This window comes from Saccharopolyspora pogona (assembly GCF_014697215.1).
Classification (GTDB): domain Bacteria; phylum Actinomycetota; class Actinomycetes; order Mycobacteriales; family Pseudonocardiaceae; genus Saccharopolyspora; species Saccharopolyspora hattusasensis.
The window spans coordinates 6,457,103-6,471,334 of record NZ_CP031142.1 but is presented as its reverse complement, the minus strand read 5'-3'; the positions used below and the strand labels follow the sequence as shown (position 1 = coordinate 6,471,334).

Here is a 14,232-nt window from a genome sequence, read left to right as displayed (position 1 = left end):
GGTTCCGCGGTCTCAGGCCTGCTGAGCGCGGAAGACCAGGGACGAGTGGCCCACCCTGATCACGTCGCCGTCTGCCAACTGCCAAGTCTGCACCGGCGTGCCGTTCACCGTGGTGCCATTGGTCGAACCGAGATCGGCCAACATCGCGCTCTGGCCGTCCCAGGTGATCTCGATGTGCTTGCGCGAGACCCCGGTGTCCGGCAGGCGGAACTGACCCTCCTGACCCCGGCCGATGATGTTCGAGCCGTGCTGCAGCGTGTACGACCGGTTCGAACCGTCGTCGAGGTGCAGCGTCGCGGTCATCTGCGCGCGCGGGCCACCCGCGGCGAAGCCGCCGCTCTGCGGGAAGGCGCCGCCGGGCTGCTGGCCGTAGCCCTGGTCCGGGAAGCCACCGGACTGCGGGTACGCCCCACCCGGCTGCTGGCCGTAGCCGCCCTGGTCGTAACCGGTGGGCTGGCCGTAACCCTGGTCATAACCCGGCGGCTGCTGGCCGTAACCGCCCTGGTCGTAGCCGGGCTGCTGCTGCTGGCCGTAGCCCTGGTCGTAACCGGCTTGCTGCGGCTGCTGGCCGTAACCCTGGTCATAACCCGGCGGCTGCTGGCCGTAACCCTGGTCATAACCCGGCGGCTGCTGGCCGTAACCGCCCTGGTCGTAGCCGGGCTGCTGCTGCTGGCCGTAGCCCTGGTCGTAACCGGCTTGCTGCGGCTGCTGGCCGTAACCGCCCTGGTCGTAGCCGGGCTGCTGCTGCTGGCCGTAGCCCTGGTCGTAACCGGCTTGCTGCGGCTGCTGGCCGTAGCCGCCCTGGTCATAACCCGGCGGCTGCTGGCCGTAACCGCCCTGGTCGTAACCAGGTTGCTGCGGCTGCTGGCCGTAGCCGTAGTTGGGGTCTTGGCCTTGGCCTTGGCCTTGGCCTTGGCCTTGGCCTTGGCCTTGGCCTTGGCCTTGGCCTTGGCCGTAACCCTGGTCGTAGCCGTACTGCCCCTGCTGGTTGTACGGATCTCCCTGGGGGTAGTGGCCTGGTGGCTGGCTCATGGGTCGGTCTCCTGCGGTACGCGGTTGTGCCGGCCGTCGAGTCACGTCGGGGTCGACGGTCGAGCTGATTCGAAACTGTCCCGTGTGCAGCGTTTCAGAGCGCTCCAGGGAGACTACGACGTCACCATATGTTTCCCACCCCTGTTCGGTGAGATGCTCCTGAACGCAGTCGGCGAGGAGGTCAGTAACCCGGGCCTCATCGTCGGTGAGCCGATCGTGATCGGACGGGCTCAGTTGCACAACGTAGTGGTTACAAGCGAGCATCCGCCCCCCGGCGAGCTCCCGGACCTGCAGCTCGGCTTCTCGCTGCAGAGCCTGGGCGACCTCCTGGGGGACGACCTTTCCGCCGAAAACGCGCGCAAAGCCGTTACCGACGATGCCTTCGAGTCGGCGCTCAAAGCGCTGCACGAGGCCCACGGCAAAATCCCTCCACGCGTACGACTCCTGGCGACCATCGTATCTGGGCCAACGGGCCGAGACACCGCCCTGTTCCCAACTCGTCCAACCCCCCGCCGAACCCCCTCGTCAGCCGTGCTAATCTTTTCTCGCCAACAGGGCAGCGGATGCGAAAGTGACTCCGGTGCCAAGGGCCGGAAGAGAGCAGGGTAAGCTTCCAGCCAAGCCACGGGCGAGTGGCGGAATGGCAGACGCGCACGGTTCAGGTCCGTGTGTCCGAAAGGACGTGAGGGTTCAACTCCCTCCTCGCCCACTCGGAAGGGCCCTCCCGGCTCATGCTTCGCCGGGAGGGCCCTTCCTTATTATTTTGCGGGGGCCGACCCCCGCAGACCCCCACGGCGCGGTGGTCGTTTCTCTCGGACTCCTTGCCTTCTCGGGCGTTCCCGGCCTGCTCACCGACCAGCCTCCGTTCGTTTCTCTGGTTTTGCTGACGGGGTGGTGGGTTGTGTGGCTGTGTTTTCCCTGGTCTGGTCTGGTCTGGTCTTGCGGGTTGGTTGTTGCTGGTGGCGTGCTTCCTCTGGGCTGGACTTGTTGGTCGGTTGTTGTGGTTTGTGTCTCTGATTTGGGGCGTTCTCCCTTGTTCCGGCTGGGGTTCTGCCGGGGCGCTCGGGGCTTGTGAGTTATGTCCCTGGTGGTTTCGGGGCGGCGGTGGTTCTGGGCTTCTTTGGTTTTGGCGAAGGTCGCCTTCGGCGTTCGGGGGTCGGCTGTTCCTCGGGTTCTCTTCAGCGGACAGCGAACAGGTTCGGTTGCGGTTTGGGTGTTTTCGGGGTTTCCGCTGGGTTGGTGTGGTTGGTTTTTCGTGGTTCGCGCGAATCTCGTGGGAGGGGGCTGGCTGGTGGTCGTCGCTGTCTTGGTCGCCGGTGTTGTCGCCGCCGGGTTGATGACGGGGTTGTTCGCCGGGTTCGGGTACGCCGTCATGCCCGGGCTTCGGAGCGTTGCGGACCGGGCCTTCGTCGATGTGATGCAGCGCATCAATGTGGCCATCGTCAACTGGTTGTTCTTGGCGCTGTTCCTCGGCGGGTTGGTCGTCAGCGGGTTGGGCGCCGCGCTGCTGTGGTTCGGCGGTGGGGCCGGCACGGGGTGGGGCGCTGCCGGATTCTTGCTCTACCTGGCGATGTTCGTCGTCACCGCTGCCGTGAACGTGCCGTTGAACAACGAGCTCGCCGCCGGCGAAGGTGCCGACCCCGCCGCCGCGCGCGCTCGGTTCGAGGTGCGTTGGGTGCGGTGGAACCTGGTTCGGGCATTCGCTGCTAACGGCTCCTTCGGTTGCCTCCTGACGGCATTGGTCGTCGAGGTGCTCTGACCCGGGCCCTCGGTGGTCGCGGGGTTGTACGGTTTCGTCGTGGGTGGTCGGGTTCTGGGGCTTGACGAGGTTGCTTCTCTTGCCGCTCGGGCTCATGGTGGGCAGGTCGACAAGGCCGGTCGGCCCTACGTCGAGCACCTGGCCGCCGTTGCCGCCGGGGTGCGGGCCAGGGGTGGGAGCGAGGCCCAGGTCGCCGCTGCTTGGTTGCACGATGCCGTCGAGGACGGGGCCGTTTCCGAGGCTTGGTTGTCGGGGGCTCCGCTCCCGTCGGAGACCAAGGACATCGTGCTGGCGGTGACCAAGCGGGCCGGTGAAGAACCCGCCGACTACGCCGCCCGGATCTTGGGGACGCCGGGCGCGCTGCTGGTGAAAGCGGCCGACCTGGCGCACAACGCCGACCCCGCGCGGTTGGCCGTGCTGGACGAAGCGACGCGGGAGCGGCTCACCAGGAAGTACGCGCGGATGCGCGCACTGCTGGGACTGTGAGCCGGTCGGCCGACGACGGAGGGGTTTCGGCGTGACTCGGTGGGAACAACTCGGCTTGGAGTGGCGGGAGACCGGGCATGCCGACGCTCCGGTCCTGGTGCTGTCCAACGCCCTCGGCTGCACCTGGGAGATGTGGGATCCGCAACTCGACGCCCTCAACAGCGCTTATCACGTGCTCCGGTACAACCAGCGCGGGCACGGCCGATCGCCGGTGCTTCCCGGCCCGTACACCCTGGCCGACCTCGGTGCGGACGTGCTCGCGTTGCTGGACCACCTGGAGGTTCCGCGGGCCTCGTTCATGGGCTCCTCGCTCGGCGGGATGATCGGGTTGTGGCTGGGGGCGCATGCCGGCGAGCGCATCGAAGGGTTGACCATCTGCTGCAGTTCCGCCTGGTTGGGGCAGGAGCAGGTCGAGCTCGACCGGGCCGCCGCGGTTCGGGAGCACGGGACCAACGAGTTGGTCTCGCCGACCATCGAGCGCTGGTTCACCCCGTACTTCCGCGAGTGGCACGCCGAAACCGCCGTCTACTCCGCGATGATCGCCAGCACCGACGACGAGGCGTACGCGCTGTGCTCGGAGCTGATCGGCCGCGTTGACCTGCGAGCCGACCTGCCCGCCATCACCGCGCCGACGCTGGTCGTCGCCGGGGCCGACGATCCCGCCACGCCGCCGGAGCACGGCGCCGCGATCGTCGACGGGATCGACGCCAACGCCCGGCTGGAAGTGCTGCCGCACGCCGCCCACCTGGCCAACGTCGAGCAGGCGGAGGCGTTCACCGCGCTCCTCGGACTCGACTGAGCCAGATTTCGTGATCACCATCACCTCTCGCTGCGGGATCGCGAACGGGGCTGCCGTCCCCGACAGATCAGACCTCGATGATCGGCTTCTCGGTCTTGGCGACAGCCGCGGACTGTGCTGGGCTTGAGCCGTCGTTCGGGTGAACACTGGAGTCGGTGCGGGCGGAACCGGAGTCCGCTCGGGCCGGGTGACCGGGATCCCGCGGTCTCGGACCGCGTGCACGGGAGGAAGCGATGGCGGGCAACAGCCGGGATCCTGGCCGGTCGGTCACTGCGCGAGCGCTCAGCGTCCTCACCGCCTTCGACATCGAACACGTCCGGCTCACCCTCACCGCCATCGCCCGCCGCGCGGAGATCCCGCTGGCCACCGCGCACCGGCTGGTCCGCGAGCTGGAGATGTGGGGCGCCTTGGAGCGCGACGGCGAAGGCCGCTACATGATCGGCCTGCGGCTGTGGGAGATCGGGCTGCTGGCGCCGGTGAACAGCCGACTCCGCGAGATCGCCCTGCCGTTCATGCAGGACCTGTGCCAGAGCACCCACGACAACGTCCACCTCGCGGTACGCGACGGGATGGAGGTCGTGTACGTCGAGAAGCTCACATCGCCGCGCGCCGTGCCGATCATCTCGCGCATCGGCGGCCGACTGCCGCTGCACTCGACCAGCGTCGGCAAGGTGCTCCTGGCGCACGCCCCGAGCGTCGTGATGCACCAGTACTGCGAGCGCGGGCTGTCCCGGTTCACCGCGTACACCATCACCGAACCCGGTCGCCTGGGGCGCGAGCTGCAGACCGTGCGCAGTCGTGGCTTCGCGCAGGCCAACGAGGAGATGACGCTCGGGAACTGCTCCGTCGCGGTGCCGGTGCATGACGCCAACGGAGTAGTCGTCGCGGCGCTCGGGGTAGTGGCGCACAGCGTTCGCGCCGAGGCCTCGAAGCTGGTGAAGCCGCTGCTGCCTGCCGCGGAAGCGATCCGCCAGCGGCTCGTCGAGCAGGATCGGGCCAACCTCGACCTGCTGTCGCACTGACGTCCCGCCCGCCGCCCGGCGGGCGGTCGTTTTGTGAAGGTGGCGAAATTCGGTTCTGCTGGTTGGGAAAACCTGAACGCCATGTGCCGTACCGGTTCACCTGAATGGCCGCATCGCAGGGCTGAAGTCCCGATGTCATTCATCGACCAGTCACCGACCGATGCCCGCCGCCGGTCGCAGGAACCCTGTTGAGCAGCGCAAAACCAGCTCCGAGCTGTTTAAGTCAGCAGTGGCCTCGTTGTCGGTGGCCGCGGAGTGCAAGCGCAGTGCATGAGGGAGGCGGAATGCCGGGACGTGCCTGGACCGAGGACGAGCTCCAAGCCTGCTCGACGACGCAACTCCGGTCCCCGCTGGGGCTCGCATCCTCCATGGGTCGGCTCGCCCAGCGGACGGTGGACACGTTGGGGTGGGCGGGCAGCGTGCTGCCGCCCGTGAAGCTGCTCGGTCGGCAGATCATCGCGACCGCCGACCTGCTCCCCGACGCGCACGCCGAGCGGCTGTGCTTCGGCAGCGGGCCGGTGTTGGACCGAGCTGAGATCGCCACCTGGGTGTGGCCCGAGATGGACGGGCGGGTGCCGCCGCCCGCCGCCCGGATCACCGGTGTGCTCGCCCCGGCCCGGCACTGGCGCAGCGCGTTGACCGCCGCGGTGCCGTTCGCCCGGTTCGTCAGCTCCGCGATCGTGGTGCCGCGCAACGTGGCCGTGGCCCCCGACTTCGTTTCCGCCTGCCTGATCCGCGCCCGCCAGTTCGGCATCGCGGTGCTCAGCGCCAACGGCGACGACGTGCAGGTGGAGCTGGTCGGGCGGTGCTTCGACGACGCGCCGCCGGTGGAGCACACCGCGGTGTCCCGCTGGGTGAACGAGGTCGTCTACCAGCAGCTGCTCGCGACGGAGGCCCCCACCCCGTCCCGCAGCTGACCCACGAGCCAGCCCCTGGGGTCTGGTCGTGAGTGCGTAATCGGGCGCGCCACTCGACTACGCACTCACGACCGACGGCTTGGCAGCCGCGCCACAGGGGGAACCGCAGAGGCGTCCCGCCCCAGTTGTCCACAGGATGTGGCTAGTTGTCCACAGGCTGTGCGGGCGGCCTGGAACCGCGCGTTGTCCTACGTTGGATGGCATGCGAATCGTGATTGCCGGAGCCCACGGGAAGATCGCGCGACACCTGGGGGCGATGCTCGTCGAGCGCGGCGATGCCGTGCTCGGACTGATCAGGAACCCGGACCACGCCGAGGGCCTCCGCGCCGACGGCGTCGAGCCGCAGCTGGCCGATCTGGAGCAGGTCGACGCCGCCCAGCTTGCCGCCCTGCTGTCCGGTGTGGACGCTGCTGTGTTCGCCGCCGGAGCCGGTCCCGGAAGCGGCGCGCCGCGCAAGGACACTGTGGACCGCGCCGCCTCGGCGCTGCTCGCGGACGCGTGCGAGAGGGCGGAGATTCGTCGTTTCCTGCAAGTGAGTTCGATGGGTACGACGCGGCCGAACCCGCCCGGTGTGGACCCGGTGTTCGGCGCGTACCTGGACGCCAAGCGAGCTGCCGAGGAGGACTTGCGGTCGCGGGATCTGGACTGGACGATCCTGCGGCCGGGGAGGCTGACCGACGATCCGCCCACCGGTCGCGTGACGCTGGCCGAGTCGGTCGGCCGGGCCGAGGTGACCCGCGCCGACGTCGCCGCCGTGCTGCTCGCCCTGCTCGACGAGCCGGCCGCGTCCCGGCGAGCCCTGGAGCTCGTCAATGGCGAAATCCCGATCCCCGAAGCCCTCCGCGTCGCGCTGGTCTGACGGCCGGGATTTCGGTGGAGAGCGACACGCCGGTTTCCACCGAAATCGTGAGTTATCCACAGGGGCCGAGGACGCGATCGAGGTACGGGTTGCGGAAGACGCCGTCGGGGTCGACCTCGGCGCGCACCCGGCGGAAGTCGTCGAAGCGCGGGTAGCGCTCGCGCAATGACGAGGCGTCGAGGCGGTGCATCTTGCCCCAGTGCGGTCGCCCGCCCGCCGCGCCGGCGATGTCCTCGAAGGCGTCGAACCAGCGCCGGTGCGGCATCCCCTGGAACTGGTGGATCGCGATGTAGGCCGACGGGCGCTGGTAGGCGGTCGACAGCCACACGTCGTCGGCCGCCGCGACCCGCACCTCCACCGGGAACATCACCGGGTCGGCGAGCCGCCCGACCGCGGCGCGCAGTTCCCCGAGCACGTCCCGCAGCGCCTCCCGTGGCACGGCGTACTCGGATTCGACGAACCGGACGGTCCGCTGCGTCGTGAAGACCCGGTGCGAACGATCGCTGTAGGAACGCGCGGACCAGGTCGAGGCGCAGAGCCGGTTGAGCGGTCGTACCGACGCGGGTACCGCGCGCCCCAGCCGGCAGATCGTGCCGAACAGCCGGTTCTCCACCACCTCGTACTCCAGGAAGTGCCGGAGCGGGTGCAGCGGCCGCGGTGATTCCTCGGCGGGGAGCCGGTTGTTCCGTTTGACCAGCGTGTTCGAGGCGTGCGGGAACCAGTAGAACTCGACGTGGTCGTTGTCGGTGGTGAGCTGGTCGAAGCGGTCCAGCACGTCATCCAGGCGGACGGGTCGTTCGTCGGCGACCAGCGCGAACGCGGGCACGCAGCGCAACGTCACGGTCGTGATCACCCCGAGCGCGCCGAGCCCGACGCGGGCGGCGGCGAACAGCTCCGGGTTCTCCTCGGCGCAGCAGCGCCGCTCGGTGCCGTCCGCGAGCAGCAGTTCCAGCTCCTCGACCTGCGTCGCCAGCCCGCCCAGCCCGGCGCCGGTGCCGTGGGTGCCGGTGGAGATCGCCCCGGCGATGGTCTGCCGGTCGATGTCGCCGAGGTTCGCCATCGCCAGGCCGAGCCCGTCGAGTTCGGCGTTGAGCCGGCTCAGGGGCGTGCCGGCGCGCACCTTGATTAGCCCGCTGTGCGGGTCGGCCTGCACGATCCCGGACCAGTGCGAGAGGTCCAGGGCGCAGCCGGTGTCCGGCGAGCCGATGCCGGAGAACGAGTGGCCGGTGCCCAGCGGGCGGACTGTGCCGCCGTCGCGTGCTGCGGCGCGGATCGCCGCAGCGGCCTCTTCGGTGTCGCGCGGCGTCACCAGCGCGCTGGGTGTGGCGGTGGCAGTGCCCGCCCAGTTGGTCCAACGCTGCATCGCCAACCCTCCCTCCTTTGGGTGCCGTCACGGAGAAATTATGTGAATGAGATTCACATAACAAGAGTTTTCGGCCTACTGTTGTCGCCGTGCGCCGGTTCGAAGAGATCACCAGGGAGCTCGACCCGCCCTTCGCGGTGGCCGACCTCGACGCGTTCGACAGCAACGCGGCCGACCTGGCGCGCCGTGCCGCCGGGCGGCCGATCCGGGTGGCCACCAAGTCGGTGCGCTGCCGCGACCTCCTGCAACGGGTGCTGCGCACCCCCGGCTTCGCCGGGCTGATGTGCTACACCCTGGCCGAAGCGCTCTGGCTGCACCGCGAAGGCCTGAGCGACGACGCCCTCGTCGCCTACCCGACCGCCGACCGCTCGGCGCTTCGCGAGCTCGCGGCCGACCCGGCGGCCGCCGCGTCGATCGCGCTCATGGTCGACTCCGTCGACCACCTCGACCTCATCGACGCCGCCACCGGCTCCGCCCGGCCCAAGATCCGGCTCTGCCTCGAAATCGACGCGTCCTGGCGGCCGCTGCCCGGCCTGCACCTCGGCACCCGGCGCTCCCCGGTGCACACCGCCGCGCAGGCCCGGCGACTCGCCGAATCCGTGGTGCGCCGCAAGGGTTTTCGCCTGGTCGGGCTGATGGCGTACGAAGGCCAGATCGCCGGGCTCGGCGACGCGCCGCCCGGCCGGCCGCTGAAGGCCGCCGTGCTGCGCTGGATGCAGCGCCGTTCGGCCGCCGAACTGGCCGAACGCCGGGCCGAGGTGGTGCGGGCGGTGCGCGCGCTGGCGCCCCTGGAGTACGTCAACGGCGGTGGCACCGGCAGCCTGGAGGGCACCGCCGCGGAACGCGCCGTCACCGAGGTGGCAGCCGGCTCCGGGCTGATCGGCCCGACGCTATTCGACGGCTACCGCGCCTTCCGCCCCCGCCCGGCGGTCCTCTACGCGCTACCCGTCGTGCACCGCCCCGCCGCGCGCATCGCGACGGTGTTCGGCGGTGGCTACCTCGCTTCCGGGCCGCCCGGCGCGGACCGGGTGCCGACGCCACACTGGCCGGCCGGCCTCCAGTTGCTCGCGACCGAGGGCACCGGCGAGGTGCAGACCCCCGTGGCCGGCGACGCGGCCCGGCGGCTCCGGCTCGGCGACCGGGTCTGGTTCCGGCATGCCAAGGCGGGCGAGCTAGCCGAGCGGTTCACCCACTACCACCTGGTGGCGGCCGACCGGCTGACCGGCACCGCGCCGACCTACCGGGGCGAGGGCAAGTCCTTCGGCTGATCCGCGGGCATCCGGTTCGACAGGTAGCCGCGCACCAGTTCCTTCGCCTCCGCGACGAGCGTGGGCTCCCCGGCCGGGTCGCGCCGGAACGCCAGGTGCAGCACCGCGTCCGCCGCCTCGACCGCGACCGCCAGTGGAAGCAGCAGGTCCGCCGGGGCGAGCCCGAACTCCTCGCCGATCAGCCCGGTGAGCTTCTCGGCGATCACCGCGTTGTTGTCCTTGCTGGGGTCCAGCAGCCGCAGGTCGACCACGTCGCCGAAGTGCAGCCGGCTGAACGCCGGGACTTCGCGGTGCATCGTCAGGTAGACGTCGAAGACCGCGTCCACCGCGTCCCACCAGTGCTCCAGCTCCAGCTGGTCGAACCGCGCGGACACGGTGCGCACGAAGCGGTCGAGGTTGCGCAGCGTTAGTTCCTGGACGACGGCGCGCTTGTCGGGGAAGAACTGGTAGAGCGATCCGACCGCCACGCCGGCGCGCTCGGCGATGAGAGTGGTTGTCAACCCGTCATAGCCCACCTCGTCGATCAGCTCGGCACACGCCGAGAGCATCTTCTCCACACGTTGTGCACTGCGCTGCTGGACCGGCTTTCGGCGCAGCGGGGCTACTTCGGCAGGCAAGGCAACTCCTTGATCAAGTTCTAAATGACCATCTTGCCGACCACGACCATGATTCTCTTTCAGGGGAGGGAGCCCTGGGCAGATGGTGCCGAGCTCGACTCGGCGGTCTGGTTCACCGACGTGGGGCGAGGGTTTCGCCCGGCGCCAGCGATGTCCACAGTTTCCCGGCCCGCGGGCGGTGTTGCGCTCCGGACATGCCGGGGACGGTATCAGTCGATCGGGTGGTTTCCCTGTAGACGCCTTGACCGAACCCCGGTGTCTGGTCATTCGAGGGTTCCGAGGCGCGGCTCTGACCTGTGGCTCCGGTTACGTTACATCGTTGTCATATGCATTGAGTCATGTTGTCAGCGCGCAAGTTCGCTATCTAGTGTGATTCGAGTCGTCATTTTCAGTGACAGAAAGGTCATCGTGGGTTACTGCCCGGCCGCCCCTCATTTTCCCGCCGTGCCTCGTGCTGTGCTTTCCAGGTGGACATCGACTGGGGGAAGAAGCGGGTGCTGTGGCGCCCGTGCCGCCGGCACCCCTGTCTGTTCGGCTGCCACCCGTGCGAAGCGCACCGCAGCCACGTGACCGCGCGGCTGACCCCGGAGCTCGCGGCCCCGGCGGGGCCGCCCCGCACGGTCGCGGCGGCCGCCCCGCCCGCCCCCGGCCTGTGGCACCCGTTGACCATCGCGGACGCGAACGCGCTGCTCTCCGACGGCGGCTACGGCCTGCGGGTCGAGCGGTCGGCGCAGGGCACGCTGCGGCTCAGCGGCTTCGGTGCCGGTGCCGGGTTGCCGCTGGGCGCCGAACCGAACTGGTCCGATCTCTACCGCGCCCTGGTCCGGTTGCGCCGCACCCGTCGCGTCTTCGACCCGGCCTGGCTGCACCGGCTGACCCGGTCGCTGGCCTCGGACGTCGGCACCGGCGGATCGGTCCTGCTGCCCGGCGACCGCGTCGACCTGCTGACCTCGGAGCGGCGGCAGCTCGCCGAGGACTGCCTCGCCGCGGTGCTCGGCCCGAACCGCAGCGTGCCGTTTCCCGCGGAGCGGATCACGGTCAGCGGTCCGGCGCGCATCGTTGAGCTGCGAGCCGTCGGATCCCGCGAGCGCGCCCAGCGCCAGCTCCGCGGCTGGGAACGGATCTCGTCCATTGTGGAATCCGACCCCGACCTGCGGATGCACTGCGCCACCCAGCCGGTGCCGGCCGCCGTGGTGGACACCGCCACCGGTTCGGCCGCCCTGACCCGCATCGCCGAGCCCGCGCCGGCGCATCCCACACACCCGGGCGGCACCATCGCGGCGGACCTTGCCACGCTGCTGCACCCAGCCGGCGACGGCACGCCGGGACTGCTGCGCGTGGTGCTGGACAACCGCTTCGAGCGGCGCGAGGACGAACTCGACTACTTCCTGGAGCACTTCGTCCGCCCGCTGCTTCGCACCTTCCGGCTCGCCCTCGACTCGCACGGGGTCGGGCTGTTCGCCCTGGGCGGGGCCGGGGTCGCCTTCGAGCTCTCCCCGGAACTGCAGGCCACCGGCCGGATCGTGGTGACCGACTACCTGCGGGTGAGCCACGAGCCGACCCGCGCCGAGGTCGCGGCGGGAGCGCTTGCGCTGGTCGAGACCCTCGACGAGCTCGGCGCCGGGTTCAGCCGACTCGATTCCGGGCGGCGGGAGAGCCGGGTGCGGCGGGCCGTCGACCGGGTGATCACCGAGGAACTGCGCTTCCTGGCACCGAGCACCGCGGAACTGCTCTCCGGCGAGCAACCGCTGCAGTGCTACATCCACACCGTGCCGGAAACCCAGGACGCGGTGCTGAAATCGGTGCTGGACCGGGTCCAGCAGCGCACCCAGCAACGCCGCTGGGACGACCGGTTGCCGCAGCCGACCGTCGTGATCGACGTGGACCTGTGCGGACTCGTGCCGCTGCAGCGGATCCTGGACGCCGCGCGGTCGGTTTCGGGCCCGCGCCCTGGTGCGCCGGACGGCATCCTGGAGCTGGCCGGCCCCGGCACGCTCCCGGTGCTGCCGACCCACGCCGCTGCTACCTGGCGGAACTTCGTGGAGCTCAGCGGCCTGCGCGACCGCTACCCGTCGGTGGACTGGGACGAGGTGCGTGCCGACTTCACGCGCGCTTTCGTGGCCAGGCCGCGGGAAAGGCTGCGCACCGACAGCGCGAACGCCGGGCTCGCCCGGTTCGTCTGGGACGTGCAGGACGCCGGCGGGCGGGTGGTGTTCTGCACCGTGCGTCGCGAGCGGTTCCGCGAGCACACCGAGGAGGCGCTCGCCGCCGGCGGGGTGCTGCACGCGACGCTGCTGTGCCTGCCCGAGGACGGCGGGTGCCCGCGTTCCGAGCTGAAGGTGGAGAAGCTCCGAGAGCTCGGCGACGTCGACGTCGTGGCGGTCTTCGACGACGAGCTGGCGAACCGCATCGCCGTGACCAAGGAGTTCGGCGGGGCCATCCCGGTCGCCGTCGAGATCCCCGGCCTGGCCGCCGAACGCCTCCCGGACCAGCCGGTGGCCGACACCACGGCCGTGATCGCCACCTTCGAGACCACGCCCCGCCTCGGGGCGCGCAGCGGTCCGCGCCTGTCCAACACGCATTCGCTGGAAGAGCTGCAGATCGGTGCACTGCGCAAAAACCGCTTGGCGCAGCAGTGGGCGGTGCACCTCACCGACCGGGAATCGCGGTCCATTGTGGATTCGGTGCTCGCCGACGTGGACCGGGCGGCGGCGCGGACCGGGCGCAGCGCGGTCGCGAAGTTCGGCATCGACGAGCGCAGCGCGCCGGAGCAGGTCCTGGCGGCGCTGCACCAGGTGTTCACCCGCAAACAGTTCATCAAGGGATCGCGGTCCAACTACCAGCCGGCCGACCTGCGGCGGGACGCCGAACCGTTCGTGCGCCGGGGCGAACCCATCGAGGTGGTGCTGCTCGGCTTCCCGGTCAAGCAGTGCCTGAACCGGCTGAAGGCGGGCGGCCCGCTGCCGGACTTCGCCGAACTCGGCGCGATGGCGCGGCTGCGAGAGCTCCAGCGGGCGGTCAGCGCGGTGCACGCGCCCGGCCTGCACTTCAACATCCTCACCGACGGCAGGCACTTCCGCAGCCGGCCGCACGCGATCACCGACGCCTACCAGCGGAAACTGCGCGAGTACATCGACCTGGTCGGCATCGGCGACCGGACCACCGTCGAGGAGATCGACGAGGTCGCGGAGCGGCGGCTGGGCCCCGGGCTCCCGGCCGTGCGCGCCACCCGGATCGCCGGTTACCGCCGACTGCTCGCCGACTCGTTGCGGCACTTCGACATCACCGACAACCCGCTGCGGACCCTGGAGCAGGTGCATTCGCGCACCGCCGCGATGGACGAGTTCGCGCCGCACGTCATCGGGCTGTTCCGGGAAATCCTGATGTCGCTGGTGTATTCGGTGCCGGTCGTGGTGCCGCCCGGCACGGACCGGCTGGAGTGGTCCACCGCGGTCTACGCGGACATCTACAACGTGACCGACCAGAGCGTGTCGGGCGAGGTGCGGCAGGCGCGCTGCACGGTGCTTCGCCGGGCGTGGCACACGGTGCTCCGCTACATGGCGACGATGCAGGCGGACGAGGAGTTCGGCTACGAGCGGATGTTCCCGAACCGCGTGCGGCTGACCCTCAGCGCGGTCCGCAAGGGCTGCCTCGGGTTCACCTACCTCGGCGGATCGGGCCTGCTGCCGTGGCAGGGCACCGGCGTGCTCGACACCCGCGGCTACGTGGCGGTCGACTTCGCGATCTCGCTGCTGGACCAGGGATTCGTGCCGGTGTACTCGCCGCTGCTCGGCTCCCGCCAACCGTGGCTGATGGTGCCGGCGCAGCACACCCACCTGGCGGAAGCCCCGGGTGTCGCGGTACCGGCCCAAAGAGGAGCGGCGACGCCACCGGGAATCCGGCTGGACCAGGACTTCGCAACCAGAGCCCGCCTCCGCCGGAAGTAGCCCTCCCGAAGCTCAGCCCGGGAGTGCTTTTCGATGCTGCGGAGACTGTGTGGGAACTGGTACTGCCTGGAGGTTCCGGTGGCAGCTCAAGCGGGAGCGATCCGGTTCTCCCGGGCTGGTGGGGTGAAGCGAACGGCCTGTTCGCTTCGATAGGCGGCGCGAA

At 70.1% G+C, this 14,232-nt stretch carries 11 protein-coding genes and 1 tRNA gene; 9 read left to right on the top strand and 3 right to left on the bottom strand.

The genetic code is table 11. The features are described from left to right. Positions 1-12: 12 nt before the first annotated feature. Positions 13-1,449, bottom strand: coding sequence for a DUF3662 and FHA domain-containing protein (locus DL519_RS30045; RefSeq protein WP_190819776.1), 1,437 nt, complete (start codon positions 1,447-1,449; stop codon positions 13-15). 209 nt (positions 1,450-1,658) lie between these two features. On the opposite strand from DL519_RS30045, the gene DL519_RS30040 reads away from it, so the two are divergent. From DL519_RS30040 to DL519_RS30010, 7 genes are all read left to right on the top strand, one after another. Beyond that, a tRNA-Leu gene (locus DL519_RS30040) sits at positions 1,659-1,741 on the top strand. Between the two features lie 582 nt (positions 1,742-2,323). Next, positions 2,324-2,791 (top strand): DUF1772 domain-containing protein, encoded by a 468-nt coding sequence (locus DL519_RS30035; RefSeq protein ID WP_223839734.1) that lies wholly within the window; start codon positions 2,324-2,326, stop codon positions 2,789-2,791. Between the two features lie 39 nt (positions 2,792-2,830). Continuing rightward, a complete protein-coding gene (locus DL519_RS30030) occupies positions 2,831-3,277 on the top strand; it encodes an HD domain-containing protein (RefSeq protein ID WP_223839733.1) in 447 nt (148 codons plus the stop codon). Between the two features lie 31 nt (positions 3,278-3,308). Further along, positions 3,309-4,076 (top strand): 3-oxoadipate enol-lactonase, encoded by a 768-nt coding sequence (pcaD, locus tag DL519_RS30025; protein WP_190819772.1) that lies wholly within the window; start codon positions 3,309-3,311, stop codon positions 4,074-4,076. Between the two features lie 233 nt (positions 4,077-4,309). Beyond that, positions 4,310-5,098 (top strand): IclR family transcriptional regulator, encoded by a 789-nt coding sequence (locus tag DL519_RS30020; protein WP_190819770.1) that lies wholly within the window; start codon positions 4,310-4,312, stop codon positions 5,096-5,098. Positions 5,099-5,382: 284 nt separating this feature from the next. Then, complete coding sequence (locus tag DL519_RS30015; RefSeq protein ID WP_190819768.1) at positions 5,383-6,015, top strand: hypothetical protein; 633 nt, start codon at positions 5,383-5,385, stop codon at positions 6,013-6,015. A gap of 202 nt (positions 6,016-6,217) precedes the next feature. After that, entirely contained in the window at positions 6,218-6,874 is a 657-nt protein-coding gene (locus tag DL519_RS30010) for an SDR family oxidoreductase (protein ID WP_190819766.1), read from the top strand. Positions 6,875-6,926: 52 nt separating this feature from the next. Here the strand turns inward: DL519_RS30010 and DL519_RS30005 are convergent, their stop codons facing one another. Beyond that, positions 6,927-8,237 carry a D-arabinono-1,4-lactone oxidase gene (locus tag DL519_RS30005; protein ID WP_190819764.1) on the bottom strand — a complete coding sequence of 437 codons (1,311 nt, stop codon included), beginning with the start codon at positions 8,235-8,237 and terminating at the stop codon, positions 6,927-6,929. Positions 8,238-8,326: 89 nt separating this feature from the next. Here DL519_RS30005 and DL519_RS30000 point away from each other — a divergent pair, with 89 nt between their 5' ends. After that, positions 8,327-9,505 carry an amino acid deaminase/aldolase gene (locus tag DL519_RS30000; RefSeq protein ID WP_190819762.1) on the top strand — a complete coding sequence of 393 codons (1,179 nt, stop codon included), beginning with the start codon at positions 8,327-8,329 and terminating at the stop codon, positions 9,503-9,505. Here DL519_RS30000 and DL519_RS29995 read toward each other — a convergent pair. Further along, positions 9,475-10,053, bottom strand: a complete 579-nt coding sequence (locus DL519_RS29995) for a TetR family transcriptional regulator (protein ID WP_187764803.1) — start codon at positions 10,051-10,053, stop codon at positions 9,475-9,477. The two genes, DL519_RS30000 and DL519_RS29995, sit on opposite strands and share 31 nt — an antisense overlap. 536 nt (positions 10,054-10,589) lie before the next feature. Between DL519_RS29995 and DL519_RS29990 the strand changes: the two genes are divergently transcribed. Further along, positions 10,590-14,069 (top strand): L-tyrosine/L-tryptophan isonitrile synthase family protein, encoded by a 3,480-nt coding sequence (locus DL519_RS29990; protein ID WP_223839732.1) that lies wholly within the window; start codon positions 10,590-10,592, stop codon positions 14,067-14,069. Positions 14,070-14,232: the final 163 nt, after the last annotated feature.

What these genes read in the sequence shown, in the direction of transcription:
- DL519_RS30005 (WP_190819764.1), bottom strand. Translation starts at nt 8,237, where the DNA reads ATGCAGCGTTGGACCAACTGGGCGGGCACTGCCACCGCCACACCCAGC.
- DL519_RS30020 (WP_190819770.1), top strand. Translation starts at nt 4,310, where the DNA reads ATGGCGGGCAACAGCCGGGATCCTGGCCGGTCGGTCACTGCGCGAGCG.
- DL519_RS30015 (WP_190819768.1), top strand. Translation starts at nt 5,383, where the DNA reads ATGCCGGGACGTGCCTGGACCGAGGACGAGCTCCAAGCCTGCTCGACG.
- DL519_RS29995 (WP_187764803.1), bottom strand. Translation starts at nt 10,053, where the DNA reads ATGCTCTCGGCGTGTGCCGAGCTGATCGACGAGGTGGGCTATGACGGG.
- DL519_RS30010 (WP_190819766.1), top strand. Translation starts at nt 6,218, where the DNA reads ATGCGAATCGTGATTGCCGGAGCCCACGGGAAGATCGCGCGACACCTG.